Genomic DNA, 14,423 nt, shown 5'->3' with positions numbered 1-14,423 from the left:
ATGATCGCTCCCCAGACGACGCCGCAGGGCCGCGCCCTGCTCGAGATCGAGCAGGTCACCATGCGCTTCGGCGGCCTCACCGCCGTCAACGCCCTCTCCTTCCAGGCCCACAAGGGCGAGATCACCGCGTTGATCGGCCCTAATGGTGCCGGCAAGACCACCTGCTTCAACTGCATCACCGGCTTCTACAAGCCGACGCAGGGCATGGTCTCGCTCAACCATGACGACGGCACGAGCTACCTGCTCGAGCGCATGCCGGACTTCCGCATCTCCTGGAAGGCCAAGGTCGCCCGCACCTTTCAGAACATCCGCCTGTTCGGCGGCATGACGGTGCTGGAGAACCTGCTCGTCGCCCAGCACAACCCGCTGATGCTGGCCTCAGGCTTCACCTTCCTCGGCGTGCTCGGCATCGGCGGCTACAAGGCCAGCGAGAAGCGGGCGATCGAAAAGGCCAAGTTCTGGCTCGACAAGATCAACCTGACCCACCGCGCCGACGACCCCGCCGCCGACCTGCCTTATGGCGACCAGCGCCGGCTGGAGATCGCGCGGGCCATGTGCACCGACCCGGTCCTGCTCTGCCTCGACGAGCCGGCCGCGGGCCTCAACCCGCGCGAAAGCCTCGACCTCAACAATCTCCTGCTCTCGATCCGCAAGGACCTGGGCACGGCGCTGCTGCTGATCGAGCACGACATGTCGGTCGTCATGGAAATCTCGGACCACGTCGTGGTTCTCGACTACGGCACCAAGATCGCCGACGGCACGCCGGCCGAAGTACAGGCCGATCCCAAAGTCATCGCCGCCTATCTCGGCGTCGACGACGAGGAGGTCGAAGAGGTCGAAGCGGAGGTCGGCATCTCGTGACTGCAGCCCAGCCTGAAACTCAGCCTCCCGCCCAGCCCCTTCTGGCCGTCCGTGGCGTCAAGACCTATTACGGCAAGATCATCGCGCTGAAGGGCGTCGATATCGACGTCAACCCCGGCGAGATCGTCACCATGATCGGCGCCAACGGCGCCGGCAAATCGACGCTGATGATGACGATCTTCGGCAATCCGCAGGCCCGCGAAGGCTCGGTCACCTATGAGGGCCGCGACATCACGCGGATGCCGAGCCACGAGATCGCGAGGCTGGGGATCGCTCAATCCCCGGAAGGGCGACGCATCTTCCCGCGCATGACGGTATTCGAGAACCTGCAGATGGGCGCCGCCGTCCGCAATTTCGAGAACTTCGACGAGGATCTCGAAAAGATCTGCGTGCTCTTCCCGCGCATCAAGGAGCGCCTGCAGCAGCGCGGCGGCACGCTCTCGGGCGGCGAGCAGCAGATGGTCGCGATCGCGCGCGCCCTGATGGCGCGCCCCAAGCTCCTGCTGCTGGACGAACCCTCGCTCGGTCTTGCGCCGCTGATCGTGAAGCAGATCTTCGAGGCGATCCGCGAACTCAACCGGACGCAAGGGCTCACCGTCTTCCTGGTCGAGCAGAACGCCTTCCACGCGCTGAAGCTCGCCCATCGCGGCTATGTGATGGTCAACGGCGTCGTCACGATGAGCGGCACCGGCAAGGAACTGCTCGCCAATCCGCAGGTGCGCGCCGCCTATCTCGAAGGCGGCCGGCACTGAGATGAGACGGCGGAGGACCACCTCTCCTCCGCTGCAACTTTTTGATGAGAGACGGCTGCACGCCACCCATGTCATCGCTGTGGTGATGTCAGCCGCTTCCAAAGCCGCCTGAAGCCGGGAGCACGAGATGCAGGGCATCCTCTACGAAGAACCGACGATCTGGCTCTTCCTGCTGGTGACCGTCGTCATGGGCGGCTGGCTTGCCTGGATGGCGGGCCGCGCCATCGCGCTGACATGGCGGCCGAACTGGCAGCTCGTCGTCTACATGCTGGTGCTGGGCCTGTTCGTGCGCTTCATCCATTTCGCGCTGTTCGAGGCGACGCTGCTGACCGTCCACTACTACGTCGTCGACACGATCGTGCTTGTCGCCTTCGGCTATGCCGGCTGGCGCTACACCCGCGCCAAGCAGATGACGCGGCAATATCACTGGCTGTTCGAGCCCGCCGGCCCCTTCGGCTGGAAGCCCCGCGCAGGCGCCGTGATTCGGCCCGAACTGCTCTAGGAACTTTGCGAGCTTGTCGCGTGACAGACCATCGGAAAAGCGCAAGACTGCGGCTCACGATGGCCAGAACGCGCCGAGACGGGCGGCCCGTCCAGCCCGTTGATCAATCAATACAGGGGAGTTGCATCACATGAAGAAACTGCTGTTGGGCGGCATTGCACTCGGCGCGGTCCTCGCCTTCTCCGGCATGGCCAACGCGCAGATCAAGCTCGGCGTCGGCGGTCCGATCACCGGCCCGAATGCTGCATTCGGCGCGCAGCTCAAGAACGGCGCCGAGCAGGCCGCCGAGGACATCAACGCCGCCGGCGGCGTCCTCGGCCAGAAGATCGCGGTCAGCGTCGGCGACGACGTCTCCGATCCGAAGCAGGGCGTCTCGGTCGCCAACAAGTTCGTCGGCGACGGCGTGAAATGGGTGGTCGGCCACTTCAACTCCGGCGTCACCATGCCGGCGTCCGAAGTCTATGCCGAGAACGGCATCCTGATGATCTCGCCTTCGGCCACCAACCCGAAGATCACCGAGCGCGGCCTGTGGAACACCTTCCGTGTCTGCGGTCGTGACGACCAGCAGGGCGGCGTTGCGTCGGCCTATCTGCTGAAGAACTTCAAGGACAAGAAGATCGCCGTCGTCCACGACAAGACAACCTATGGCCAGGGCCTCGCCGACGAGACCAAGAAGGGCCTCAACGCCGGCGGCGTCAAGGAAGTGCTCTACGAAGGCATCAATGCCGGCGAGAAGGATTTCTCGGCCCTCGTCTCGAAGATCAAGGCCTCCGGCGCCGACTACCTCTACTGGGGCGGCCTGCACACCGAGGGCGGCCTGATCGTGCGCCAGATGCGCGACCAGGGCCTCAAGACGATCCTCGTCTCCGGTGACGGCATCACCACCGACGAGTTCGCCACGATCGGCGGCCCCGGCGTCGAAGGCACGCTGATGACCTTCCCGCCGGACCCGCAGAAGCGCCCGGAGGCGGCCGCTGTCATCAAGAAGTTCGCGTCCAAGAACTTCAAGCCGGAAGCCTACACGCTCTACAGCTACGCTGCGGTCCAGATCATGGCGGAAGGCGCCAAGCGCGCGAACTCGGTCGATCCGAAGAAGATCGCCGCCGCGCTGCATGGCGGCCAGCCGGTCAAGACGGTGATCGGCGATATCGGCTTCGACAAGAAGGGCGACATCACCCGTCCGGACTACACCGTCTACACCTGGAAGAAGCAGGCCGACGGCAAGATCACCTATGTCGAGAATTGATCTCGGCGGCTGATCCGGCCTCCTGAACGAAAGAGCCCGCCCCGGATCGTCCGGAGCGGGCTTTTCGTTGGCGAACCCGCCATGGCGGGAACCGGTCCGCCGGCTGTTGTCCCGGCGGGTAACCGCGATGACGGCGAAATCGCAGGCCGGCTACTGATTCACTTTCTGCGAAACCACGCTCAAGCTCTTGAGAAACCCTGCGAAACGCAGAAGCCCGTCCGGCCAGGGACCGTGCCCGGATTCGCTGTTGAGATGGCCGCTATCGCCAGCCTCGACGAATTCCGAGCCCCAGGCTTCGGCCAGCGCCCGCGCCTCGTCCGGCGTGCAATAGGGATCGGTCGCGCTGGCGATCAGCACCGAGGGGAACGGCAGCTTCTCGCGGCGATGCGCGATGAAATCCGGTCCCATGCCGGGCACCGCGCCCTTGGCCTTCTCGGAGGCCGGCGCGACCAGGAAGGCGCCGGCAACCTCGCCGGGATGGAGATGCTCGGCGGCGAAGGCGATCGCACTGCAGCCGGCCGAATGCCCGACCAGCACCACGGGCCGCGTCGCGCTGCGCACCGCCTTCACGATCTCATCGGCCCAGACATGGCGAGAGGGCTTGTACCAGTCCGCCTGCTCGACGCGGCGCGCCGTCTTGAGGCGGGTTTCCCAGCGGCTCTGCCAATGGTCGGGCCCGGAGCCCGACCAGCCGGGAACGATGAGGATATCGACGTCGGAGGATTTCATGATGGATCAGTAGAGCTGTCTTCCCGTGCGCGCTGCAGTGTGAAACGCTGCTGCGCAGACACGGGACCGTCTCACGAAGAAGCGCCTTTCCGTCATGCGGTCCCGCATCTGCGCAGCAGCACTTGCGTGCTGCGGCGCGTGCGGGATGACGAACCGGTCATCAAAGTAAGTTGGCCCATCAATCGCTTCAAGCTTCCCCGAATACCCGGCGGAAGATCGTGTCGACATGCTTGAAGTGATAGCCCTCGTCGAACATCGCCTTGAGCTCGGAGGCCGAGAGCTTTTCGGCGACTTCCTTGTCGGCCATCAGGTTGGTCAGGAAGTCCTCGCCGTGCTCCCAGGTCCGCATCGCGTTGCGCTGGACCAGGGAATAGCTCTCCTCGCGGCTGGCGCCGGCTTGCGTCAGGGCCAGCAGCACGCGCTGCGAATTGTGCAGCCCGCCGAGCCTGTCGAGGTTCTTGCGCATGTTCTGCGGGTAGACCAGCAGCTTGTCGACGACGCCGGTGAGCCGCGCCAGCGCGAAATCGAGCGTCACGGTCGCATCGGGGCCGATCATGCGCTCGACGCTAGAATGCGAGATGTCGCGCTCGTGCCAGAGCGCCACGTTCTCGAGCGCCGGCGTGACCATGCCGCGCACGAGGCGGGCAAGCCCGGTCAGGTTCTCGGTGAGCACCGGATTGCGCTTATGCGGCATCGCCGAGGAGCCCTTCTGGCCCGGCGAGAAAAACTCTTCTGCCTCGTAGACTTCGGTGCGCTGCAGATGCCGGATCTCGATCGCCAGGCGCTCCACGCTGGAGGCGACGACGCCCAGCGTCGCGAAATACATCGCGTGCCGGTCGCGCGGGATCACCTGGGTCGAGACCGGCTCGACGGCGAGCCCCATCTTCTCGGCGACATAGGCTTCGACCTGCGGGTCGATATTGGCGAAGGTGCCGACGGCGCCCGAAATCGCGCAGGTCGCGATCTCGGCGCGGGCCGCAATGAGGCGGGCGCGGCAGCGATCGAACTCGGCATAGGCCTGCGCCAGCTTCAGTCCGAAGGTCACCGGCTCGGCATGGATGCCGTGCGAGCGGCCGATGGTCGGGGTCAGCTTGTGCTCGAAGGCGCGGCGGCGGATCGCGGCGAGCAGCGCGTCGACATCGGCGATCAGGATATCGGTGGCGCGCGCGAGCTGGACCGAGAGCGTCGTGTCGAGAATGTCCGACGAGGTCATGCCCTGGTGAACGAAGCGCGCCTCCGGCCCGACGATCTCGGCCAGATGCGTCAGGAAGGCGATGACGTCATGCTTGGTGACGCGCTCGATCTCGTCGATGCGCGCAACGTCGAAGACGGCATCCTTGGCCTTGGCCCAGATCGTCGCGGCCGCTTCCTTCGGCACGACGCCGAGTTCCGCGAGCTTGTCGGTCGCATGCGCCTCGATCTCGAACCAGATGCGGAAGCGGGTCTGCGGCTCCCAGATGGCGACCATCTCGGGGCGGGAATAGCGCGGGATCATCTCTGGCCTTCCACTGATGATGTCAGCGTTTCAGATCTTCAAACCCACGACCCGCGCGCAGCCTCGGCCGCCTTGCGGATCGCTTCGATATTGCCGGCATAGGCCGAAGGCCCACCCTTGAACACGGCCGAGCCGGCGACCAGCGCATCGGCGCCAGCCTTGACGACCAGCGGCGCGGTCTCGGGCGTCACCCCGCCATCGATCTCGAGTGCGATCGGCCGGTCGCCGATCAGCGCCTTCACCTGCGCGACCTTCTCGACCACCGAGCGGATGAAGCTCTGCCCGCCGAAGCCGGGATTGACGGTCATCAACAGGATGAGATCGACATCTTGGATTAGCGCCTCCACGGCGCTCGCCGGCGTGCCGGGGTTCAGCACGATGCCAGCTTGTTTCCCCTGCGCCTTGATCGCCTGGATCGTACGGTGCGGATGCGGACCCGCCTCGACATGGAAAGAGATCAGGTCGGCGCCGGCCTTGGCGAAGGCTTCGACATAGGGGTCGACGGGCGCGATCATCAGATGCACGTCGAAGAACTTCTTGCTGTGCGGGCGGATCGCCTTCAGCACATCCGGGCCGAAGGTGATGTTCGGCACGAAATGCCCGTCCATCACGTCGCAGTGGATCCAGTCGGCACCGGCGGCGTCGATCGCGCGCACCTCCTCGCCGAGCTTGGCGAAATCGGCCGAGAGGATCGAGGGGGCGATGCGGATGGGGCTGGTCATGGCCGGGGGTTTAACGCCCCAAGCCGCCTGCCGCAATCAGGCGGAGCGCAGTTTCACCGGAAAGGACAGCCTGCGATCCGCTTCCACCATCTCGGCGACAACTTGCGCGAAAGCCGGACGCAGCTTCAAGCGCGCATACCACTCGGCCAGCCCGGGATAGCCATCGAGCGACGGCCCGCCGAGGCGGCGGATGAAGAGCACGCACATGAACAGGGCGATATCGGCCACGCAAAGCCGGCCACCGAAGAACGGACGCCCCGCCAGCTTCTGCTCCAGCACGTCGTAATGGCGCAGCAGCCCGTCCTCGGCGATCAGCGCGTCGGCCTCCTGCGCGATGCGGCGGTCGCGATCCGGCGCGGGCGGCTCGGTGCGATGCATCAGCGGCTTCAGGGCCTGGAACAGGATCTCGTCGCCATAGAGCTCGTCGAGCCGGCAACGCGCCCGCTCGACGGGTGAATCCGGCATCAGCTTCGGCTCGGGATAGGCCTCGTCGAGATATTCGTTGATCACCGTGGAATCGTAGAGCACGAGCCCGCAATCGGTCATCACCGGCACCTGCCGCTTCGGGTTGAGCGCCAAGACCTCGGGATGCCGGGGATCGTAGCCGGTCGTCTGGTTGAACGGCACCACGACGCGCTGGAAGGCGAGGCCCTTCTCGGTCAGCGCGATCTCGACCTTGCGTGAGAACAGGCTCAGCGGCCCGGAATAGAGGGTGATCATGGCGCGGCTCTCCTGCGACGGGGAAAGCCTCGCAAGCCCCTGCGTCAGCGCCCGTCAGCAGCCTCCCGGCGCCGGATACGGGCCGCGATGCCGCCGAGCAGCCAGGGCAGCAGGTAGATCGGGAACTGTGCCAGAGCGAAATAGAGGAAGGTCTTCGGCGAGACGCCCGCCCCCAGCGCTGCGACGAGCAGGCCCATGTTCCGCTGCCCGGCGCCGTAACCGATCATGAAGCGCTCGGAGGCTGGCAGCCGCCGCAGAATAATCCAGCTAGAGATCAGGCCCGCGGCCGAAACCGCGAAGACGCAACCGAGCACGAACAGCACGAGCCTGGGATCGTCGAGCGCAGCGTTGGTCACGCCGTCCATCGCGGCGATGGCGAAGATGAAATACATCAGCACGCCGAAGCCATCGAGATTGGCCTTCATCGCCTTGACGCGCGCCAGCCCAAGCCACATCCGGATCGCGGCAGCCACCGCCATGCCGCCGCCGATGAAGATCAGCAGGCGCAGCGTCAGCGCCCAGCGATCGAGAGGGACCGCCCCCCCGGCGAGCAGTTCGACCATGATCGGCGCGACGATCGGGCTCACGATCGTAGTCAGGATGACGCTGGCGATGATCAGCGACGGCTCGAAGCCGTAGAGGATCGCGACCGCCGGCGAGGACATGATCGGCGGCGCCGCGCCCATGATGGCGAGCCCGAGCACGATGCCGGGATCGAGGTTCTCGCGCCCGACCAGCAGGAGCGCCCCGCCGATCAACAGTACCGGCCCGGCGATCAGCCAGAGGCAGCTCGCAGCGAGTTTGGCCGGGCGCCGGAGCAACCCGAGCGTCACGCTCATGTCGAGCCGCATGAACACGACCGTGGTGAAGCAGAAGATCGTGATCGGCAGCGCCGGCCGCGCCATCGCCGAGAATTGCGGCAGTGCCAGGCCCAGGAAGATCGAGAGCGCGAAGCCTTGCGTGCCGTGACGGCCAAGCCACGCGAGCGCGGCAGCGAGGAAGGCGGCAGGGTGCATCGGTTGGGCTCTGGAATCACGCGCGAGACAGACGCACACTGGCTGAAGGTGCGCCCAGCGTCACCTGCGGGGAAGGCAGCCCGGTCCTGCGCCGGCACAAAATTGCGCACTGGACAGCCAGAAACAAGACATCACGGACCGATGGCAAAAACAGACGCAGAAATTGCGAAAGATTGCGCTGTTTCGCGCAAAATCCGGTCGTGACGCTGACAAGCCCGTGCAAACCGCTATCCTTGCGGGAAAAGGGGTTGGCAGGAGCAGGTCATGAAGGTGGATACGATCGTTCTCGGCGCCGGTGTCGTCGGCATTTCGGTCGCGCTTCATCTCCAGAAGGCCGGGCGCGCCACCTTGCTGGTCGACCGTCGCGCTCCGGGCGAGGAAACCAGCTACGGCAATGCCGGCCTGATCCAGCGCGAGGGCGTCTACCCCTACGGCTTCCCGCATGATTTCGGCGCGCTCATCCGCTACGCGATGAACAACACCATCGACGCGCATTACCATTGGAGCGCGATCCCGAAGCTCGCCCCGTTCCTGTTCTCCTACTGGATGCATTCGCGCGCCTCGCAGCACGAGGCGATCGCCCATAAATACGCGACGCTGATCGAGCACTGCGTCACCGAGCATGACGCCCTCGCGCAGGAGGCCGGCGCCACCAACCTGCTGCGCCGCGACGGCTGGATGAAGGTGTTCCGCACCGAGAAGGAACGCGACACCCGCCTCGCCGAGGCAGCCCGCTGGAACCGCGAATTCGGCCTGAACTATCGCGCGCTCGACATGGCGACCCTGAAGGCCGAGGAACCGCATCTCGACCATGGCAGCCTGATCGGCGGCCTGCACTGGACCGACCCGACGACCGTCGTCGACCCGCTTGGCCTGTCGAAGGCCTATGTCGCGCTGTTCGAGAAGCTCGGCGGTAGGCTCGCCATCGGCGATGCCGGCACGCTCCAGCAGAACGGCGCCGGCTGGACCGTCACTCTCGCCGACGGCACCACGGCCGAGGCCAAGGATGTCGTCGTCGCGCTCGGCCCCTGGGCCGATGTGCTCAGCAACAAGCTCGGCTACCGCCTGCCGCTCGCGGTCAAGCGCGGCTACCACATGCATTACAAGCCGCAGGGCAACGCCGTGCTCAACCATCCGGTGCTCGATACCGAGCGCGGCTATTTCCTCGCCCCGATGCTGCAGGGCGTGCGCCTGACCACCGGTGCCGAATTCGCCGACCGCGATGCGCCGAAGACGCCGGTGCAGCTCGCCCGCGCCGAACCGATCGCCAAGGCCCTGTTCCCGCTCGGTGAGCGTCTCGATGCCGAGCCCTGGCTCGGCCGCCGCCCCTGCACGCCGGACATGATGCCGATCATCGGCCCGGCGCCGAAGCACAAGGGCCTGTGGTTCTCCTTCGGCCACGCCCATCACGGCCTGACGCTGGCTGCCGTCACCGGCCGCATGATCGCGGAAATGGTGACGGGCCAGAAGGTTTTCGTGGACCCGGCTCCGTTTGCGCCGGCGCGGTTCGCCTGAGGCGCACATCCGCTGAAGAGCACTGTCATCCCGTGCGCGCCGCAGCGTGCAACGCTGCTGCGCAGACACGGGACCGCATGACGAGAAGGCGCCCTCTCGTCGCACGATCCCGCATCTGCGCAGCAGCACTACGTGCCGCAGCGCGTGCGGGATGACACCCGGCATCAGCGCCTCGTCGTCATGGCGCCCCTGCGTCCTGCCCCCTCGCCGTCCGCCGCACTCCCTGCCACGATCCGGCTCCCGATTCCCGACCGAGACCTTGCCATGGCCCTCGCCAAACCGCCCGTCCAGGACAATGCCTACGCCGCCGCGCTCGCCCTGCTCGACCGCGTCCCGCTGATCGACGGCCATAACGACCTGCCCTACGTCATCCGCAAGGATGGCAAGGCGAAGGGCGACGTCGCCACCTACGGCCTCGACAAGGTCCATGCCGAGGGCGACACCGACATCCCGCGCATGCAGGCCGGCAAGATGGCGGCGCAGTTCTTCGCGGCCTATGTCCCGCCGAAGCAGCCCAATCCCGCCGGCTTCGCGCTCGCCCAGATCGCGCTGATGCGCGGCATCCTCAAGCGCCACGCCGACGCCTTCCGTCCGGGCCTCTCCGCCGCGGATGTCGAGGCCGCCAAGGCCGAGGGGCGCATCGCCCTGTTCATGACCATCGAGAACGGCTCGGCGGTCGATGGCGAACTCGATGCGCTCGACGCCTATTACGATCTCGGCGTGCGCCTGATGACGCTCTGCCACAACGACACCACCGACTGGTGCGATTCCGCCACCGACGCCCCGCGCCATAACGGCCTCACCGGTTTCGGCAAGGATGTTCTGCGGCGGATGAACAAGCTCGGCATGGTGATTGACCTCGCCCATGTCGCGCCGAAGGTGATGCATGACGCGCTCGACGTTTCCAGCGCCCCGCTGGTCTGGTCGCATTCGAACGCCTTCACGCTCTGCGACCACCCGCGCAACGTCCCCGACGACGTGCTCGACCGCGTCGCCGGCAATGGCGGCGTGGTGATGGCGACCTTCGTGCCGGATTTCATCAGCCAGGCTTCCCGCGACTGGCACCGCCCGGCCAAGGACCAGTACGGCAAGAGCCCCGAAGGCGTGGACCATGACAAGGTCGAGGCCGAGATCGCCGCCAAGTCCGGCCCGCGCCCGAAGGCGACGCTGCCGGAGTATTGCGACCATGTCGAATACCTCGCCAAGCGCATCGGCCACGACCATGTCGGCATCGGCTCGGACTTCTTCGGCTGGGTCAATCCGGACGGGCTCGAGGACACCACGACCTTCCCGTCGGTGATCGCGGAGCTGATCCGTCGCGGCTGGTCGGAGGAGAACCTCACCAAGCTCGCCAGCGGCAACATGCTGCGCGTGCTGCGCGCGGTCGAGCAAGCTGCGGCCTGAGGGCTCCCAATAGCGTCATGGTCGGGCTTCTCCCGACCATCCACGTCTTGGCTTGCCGGGCGTGGGTTCAAGACGTGGATGCTCGCCACAAGGGCGAGCATGACGTATGAACTTGCCCATCGCGCCCAATCATCCAGGGCGCGATGCAAGCCTCATCGCAAAGACAAGACCTGATTTCCATGACCGGTTCCGGCACCGACCGCACCCGCCCGGCCGTCCAGGCCCCCGCCCCCGTTGTCATCCTGGTCGAGCCGCAGCTCGCCGAGAATATCGGCATGTGCGCGCGCGCCATGGCGAATTTCGGCCTCTCCGAAATGCGCCTTGTCGCCCCGCGCGACGGCTGGCCGAGCGGCGGCGGCCTCAAGAAGGGGGCGACCGCAGCCGCCTCCGGAGCCACCCATATCCTGGAGAATGCCCGGCTCTTCGACAGCGCAGCGGAAGCCATCGCCGACCTCAACCATGTGCTGGCGACGACAGCCCGCGAGCGCGGCCAGATGAAGCGCGTGCTGACCCCGGCGGAGGCGATGCCGGAGGTCGCCGACCGTATCGGCTCCGGCGAGCGCGTCGGCATCCTGTTCGGGCGCGAGCGCATCGGCCTGACCAACGAGGAAATCAGCCTCGCCGATGCGATCCTGACCTTCCCGGTCAATCCCGCCTTCGCCTCGCTGAACCTCGCCCAGGCCGTGCTGCTCAACGGCTATGAATGGTTCAAGACGACCCATGGCGAGCCGCCCTTCCGCGAGAACAACCCCTCGCCGCCGGCCAAGCGCGAGATGATCCTGTCAATGTTCGATTATCTCGAAGCCGAGCTCGATCTCTGCGGCTTCTTCCCGCCCGGCAAGAAACCGGTGATGACCGCCAACCTGCGCGATGTCCTGCACCGGCTCGACATGACCGAGCAGGAAGCCCGGACGCTGCGTGGCGTCTTCAAGTCGCTGGTCGAGGGGCCGAAGAAGGCACGTCTCCTGGCAAGGCAGGCCGGAGAGGCCGAAGAATAAAAAAAGCCGGCCCCGAAGGGCCGGCTGGTCTGGTCGGGGGGTCTCGAAACGCCCGGTCAGAATTGGTACTTCAGCGTCGCCTTCACGGTACGGCCAGGCTCGCTGTAATAGTCGCGGGCCTGGGCCAGAACGCCCGTCGGCACCGTCACGGCATCCCAATATTTCCTGTCGAAGATATTGTAGACGCCGACCTGCAATTCAAGGTCTGCGATCTGCGGCATCGGCCGCCACCAGGCCATGGCGTTGAAGATCGCATAGCCCGGCGCCTGGAAGCCCTGCGTCGAGCCCGTCGTGGCGACGCTCTTGCGGGCACCGGCCAGCTTGGTCGACACCTCGCCGCCCCAGCTCTCGTTGCCATAGGCGATGGCGAGGATGCCCTGCACCGGCGGGATCGAGTTGAGGCCGATGCCGGTGATCTTGTTCTTGCCATCGGTATAGGCGAAGGAGCCGCGCACCAGCCAGTTCGGCGCGAAGGCGTATTGCATGTTCGCCTCGACACCGGAAATCCCGACGCGCGCCACGTTCTGCGGGCCCTGGATGCCGCCCTGCGGATAGAGCCCGCCCGGAGGCGCGATCTGCACCGTCTCGATGAAGTTGCGGTAGTTCGTGTGGAAGAAGGTCACCGAACCGCCGAACGCCTTGTCGCCGAAGCGGAAGCCGACATCGATGCCGTTGCTGGTTTCCGGGCGCAGGTCAGGGTTGCCCCTGCGCAGATAGGTGCCGACCGCGCCGAAATTCGCATAGAGCTCGCTTGCGGTCGGAGCCCGGAAGCCCTTCGACCACTGTGCGAACAGGGTGACGTCCTTCAGATAGGGCGCGTTCTTGATGATGTCGTATTCCAGCCGGACGCGCGGCGACCAGGCGTCGTCGCTGGATGCGGCCGGCATTCCCGCATAGGACGAGCTCCCGAGATAGGACGCCGTCGCCTTCGGCTTTTCCTCATACCGATCGAAGCGGACGCCCGGCGTCAGGCGCAGCGTGTCGTTGAGGAAGCCGAACTGATGATGCGCGTAGAACGCCACCATATTGCCCTCGACGCGCGGCGTGTCGGACTGGTTGGTATGCAGGTTGTTGCAGGCCGAGAAAGGCGCATAGGGCGGGCGGCAACCATCCAGCCCGGCTGAGTACTGGTCGAGCGTCGATGCGCGCAGTTCGGTGCCGAGCGTCAGCTTGTGCGAGACCGGGCCGGTGATGAAGCTCTTGATCAGGTGGCCGTTGAAGCCGAAGGACTTTTCCTCGACCTCGTTGTTGCGGGCAAAGGGACCGACGACGCTGGTGTAGCGATAGGCGTTGAGGATCGAGTTCCGCTTCACGCCCTGCCAGTAGAGATTGGCGTGCGCCTCGTCGATGAAGCCGCCGGGCTGCTTGTAGTCATAGGTCAGCGAAACGCGCTTGCGCTCCACGTCCTCCTGGGTCTGGTGCGCACCGGGACGATAGTTTCCGGTGAGCGAGACCGCGTTGGTCCGCGTCTGGATCTTCTCGTCGCGCTTGAAGATCTCGCCGGTCAGCCCGAAGCGATGCACCTCGTTCACATACTGATGCAGCTTGGCGAGGAAGCTGTACTGATTGAAATCGGCCGGGTTCGGCTCGGTGCGAGCAGCGCCGATCGTCGGATTCGAGCCGCGGTTATCGACCTCGTGCCCTCTCCGGAAGCCACCCTGCAACAGCGCCCAGGTATTGTGGAAACGGCCGGCCACCGCGCCGCTGCCGAACCAGGCCTTGTCGGTCGTGTCGAACCCGGTCTTCGCGAGACCGCCGACCGTCTTGCCCGGGCGGATCAGGTCTTCCGGATCGAGCGTGCGCACCGCCAGGGCGCCGCCGAGCGAGCCCGAGCCGAGCGTGCTGCTGCCGCTGCCGCCGCGCAGCAGGTCGAGCGTCGACAGCGAGTCGAAATCGAAGGCCGTGCCGATGCTGCGGTCGATGCGGGTGTCCTGGATGAAGGGCTGACGGATGCCGTCGACCGTGGTCAGCACGCGCGCGCCGTCCAGGCCACGGATGTTCACCGAGCCGTTCACCCGGTTGAAGGAGATGCCGGCCTCGAGCCGCTGCGACAGATCTGCGATGCTCTGGATCTGCTGGCGGTCAAGCTCCTCGCGCGTCGTGCGCGTCGTCGTCGGGCCGCCCAGCAGTGCGCCACCCGGCTGCCCCTCGCCCTGGACGTTGATCTGGTCGAGCACGACGGGCGTGTCCGCATTCTGCGCCACGGGGGCGGTGCGGGCCCGGCTCTGCTGCTGCGCGATGGCGGGCGATGCCAGCAGAACCACCATCAAGCTGCCGAGCGCGACCCCTTCGCGCAATGTACCGGAATGCATCCCCATGGCCTTGACCCGTCCTTCTGAACGCTGCGGGTCAAAGCCGCCGCGCCCCAATAGTTTTAAATTAATACAAACAAGGTCTTATCTGCCCCGATAAGACAATATTCGGATATTGAGCGACTCGATGACTGTCAATTGCCTGCCACAC

General features: G+C 65.9%; 13 protein-coding genes. 7 read left to right on the top strand and 6 right to left on the bottom strand.

The genetic code is table 11. From position 1 onward, the window contains the following. From AC1RLU_RS14055 to AC1RLU_RS14040, 4 genes are all read left to right on the top strand, one after another. On the top strand, positions 1-861 hold the full coding sequence (locus AC1RLU_RS14055; protein WP_091856683.1) for an ABC transporter ATP-binding protein: 861 nt from the start codon (positions 1-3) through the stop codon (positions 859-861). Further along, on the top strand, positions 858-1,613 hold the full coding sequence (locus AC1RLU_RS14050) for an ABC transporter ATP-binding protein (protein ID WP_492796288.1): 756 nt from the start codon (positions 858-860) through the stop codon (positions 1,611-1,613). The genes AC1RLU_RS14055 and AC1RLU_RS14050 overlap by 4 nt, the downstream gene beginning before the upstream one ends. A 127-nt stretch (positions 1,614-1,740) precedes the next feature. Then, positions 1,741-2,115: a DUF6867 family protein gene (locus tag AC1RLU_RS14045; protein WP_061966962.1), complete on the top strand. Its 375-nt coding sequence runs from the start codon at positions 1,741-1,743 to the stop codon at positions 2,113-2,115. A gap of 130 nt (positions 2,116-2,245) precedes the next feature. Beyond that, positions 2,246-3,361: a branched-chain amino acid ABC transporter substrate-binding protein gene (locus AC1RLU_RS14040; protein ID WP_061966961.1), complete on the top strand. Its 1,116-nt coding sequence runs from the start codon at positions 2,246-2,248 to the stop codon at positions 3,359-3,361. 150 nt (positions 3,362-3,511) lie between these two features. Here AC1RLU_RS14040 and AC1RLU_RS14035 read toward each other — a convergent pair whose 3' ends face one another. The 5 genes from AC1RLU_RS14035 to AC1RLU_RS14015 form a co-directional block, all read right to left on the bottom strand. Further along, positions 3,512-4,090 (bottom strand): RBBP9/YdeN family alpha/beta hydrolase, encoded by a 579-nt coding sequence (locus AC1RLU_RS14035; RefSeq protein WP_492796287.1) that lies wholly within the window; start codon positions 4,088-4,090, stop codon positions 3,512-3,514. A gap of 187 nt (positions 4,091-4,277) precedes the next feature. Continuing rightward, positions 4,278-5,585, bottom strand: coding sequence for an adenylosuccinate lyase (gene purB / locus AC1RLU_RS14030; protein WP_492796285.1), 1,308 nt, complete (start codon positions 5,583-5,585; stop codon positions 4,278-4,280). A gap of 38 nt (positions 5,586-5,623) precedes the next feature. After that, the gene (rpe, locus tag AC1RLU_RS14025; protein WP_492796283.1) at positions 5,624-6,307 is read right to left on the bottom strand and encodes a ribulose-phosphate 3-epimerase; all 684 of its coding nucleotides are present in this window, start codon (positions 6,305-6,307) and stop codon (positions 5,624-5,626) included. A 36-nt stretch (positions 6,308-6,343) separates the two neighbouring features. Beyond that, positions 6,344-7,027: a glutathione S-transferase family protein gene (locus AC1RLU_RS14020; protein ID WP_492796282.1), complete on the bottom strand. Its 684-nt coding sequence runs from the start codon at positions 7,025-7,027 to the stop codon at positions 6,344-6,346. Between the two features lie 44 nt (positions 7,028-7,071). Continuing rightward, on the bottom strand, positions 7,072-8,043 hold the full coding sequence (locus AC1RLU_RS14015) for a hypothetical protein (RefSeq protein WP_492796281.1): 972 nt from the start codon (positions 8,041-8,043) through the stop codon (positions 7,072-7,074). A 264-nt stretch (positions 8,044-8,307) separates the two neighbouring features. Between AC1RLU_RS14015 and AC1RLU_RS14010 the strand changes: the two genes are divergently transcribed. From AC1RLU_RS14010 to AC1RLU_RS14000, 3 genes are all read left to right on the top strand, one after another. Next, positions 8,308-9,558, top strand: coding sequence for an NAD(P)/FAD-dependent oxidoreductase (locus AC1RLU_RS14010; protein WP_091856562.1), 1,251 nt, complete (start codon positions 8,308-8,310; stop codon positions 9,556-9,558). Positions 9,559-9,822: 264 nt separating this feature from the next. Beyond that, on the top strand, positions 9,823-10,962 hold the full coding sequence (locus AC1RLU_RS14005) for a dipeptidase (protein WP_492796279.1): 1,140 nt from the start codon (positions 9,823-9,825) through the stop codon (positions 10,960-10,962). Positions 10,963-11,141: 179 nt separating this feature from the next. Then, entirely contained in the window at positions 11,142-11,960 is an 819-nt protein-coding gene (locus tag AC1RLU_RS14000) for an RNA methyltransferase (protein WP_492796278.1), read from the top strand. Between the two features lie 56 nt (positions 11,961-12,016). On the opposite strand, the gene AC1RLU_RS13995 is transcribed toward AC1RLU_RS14000, so the two are convergent. After that, entirely contained in the window at positions 12,017-14,278 is a 2,262-nt protein-coding gene (locus tag AC1RLU_RS13995; RefSeq protein ID WP_492796276.1) for a TonB-dependent hemoglobin/transferrin/lactoferrin family receptor, read from the bottom strand. Positions 14,279-14,423: the final 145 nt, after the last annotated feature.

This window comes from Allobosea sp. GW822-FHT05A11 (assembly GCF_058800455.1).
This window is presented reverse-complemented; position numbering and strand designations above follow the sequence as displayed.

Bases quoted from the DNA above. Each gene is read 5' to 3' on its own strand.
- AC1RLU_RS14055 (WP_091856683.1), top strand. From the start codon at position 1: ATGATCGCTCCCCAGACGACGCCGCAGGGCCGCGCCCTGCTCGAGATC.
- AC1RLU_RS14045 (WP_061966962.1), top strand. From the start codon at position 1,741: ATGCAGGGCATCCTCTACGAAGAACCGACGATCTGGCTCTTCCTGCTG.
- AC1RLU_RS14040 (WP_061966961.1), top strand. From the start codon at position 2,246: ATGAAGAAACTGCTGTTGGGCGGCATTGCACTCGGCGCGGTCCTCGCC.
- AC1RLU_RS14035 (WP_492796287.1), bottom strand. From the start codon at position 4,090: ATGAAATCCTCCGACGTCGATATCCTCATCGTTCCCGGCTGGTCGGGC.
- purB (WP_492796285.1), bottom strand. From the start codon at position 5,585: ATGATCCCGCGCTATTCCCGCCCCGAGATGGTCGCCATCTGGGAGCCG.
- rpe (WP_492796283.1), bottom strand. From the start codon at position 6,307: ATGACCAGCCCCATCCGCATCGCCCCCTCGATCCTCTCGGCCGATTTC.
- AC1RLU_RS14020 (WP_492796282.1), bottom strand. From the start codon at position 7,027: ATGATCACCCTCTATTCCGGGCCGCTGAGCCTGTTCTCACGCAAGGTC.
- AC1RLU_RS14015 (WP_492796281.1), bottom strand. From the start codon at position 8,043: ATGCACCCTGCCGCCTTCCTCGCTGCCGCGCTCGCGTGGCTTGGCCGT.
- AC1RLU_RS14010 (WP_091856562.1), top strand. From the start codon at position 8,308: ATGAAGGTGGATACGATCGTTCTCGGCGCCGGTGTCGTCGGCATTTCG.
- AC1RLU_RS14005 (WP_492796279.1), top strand. From the start codon at position 9,823: ATGGCCCTCGCCAAACCGCCCGTCCAGGACAATGCCTACGCCGCCGCG.
- AC1RLU_RS14000 (WP_492796278.1), top strand. From the start codon at position 11,142: ATGACCGGTTCCGGCACCGACCGCACCCGCCCGGCCGTCCAGGCCCCC.
- AC1RLU_RS13995 (WP_492796276.1), bottom strand. From the start codon at position 14,278: ATGGGGATGCATTCCGGTACATTGCGCGAAGGGGTCGCGCTCGGCAGC.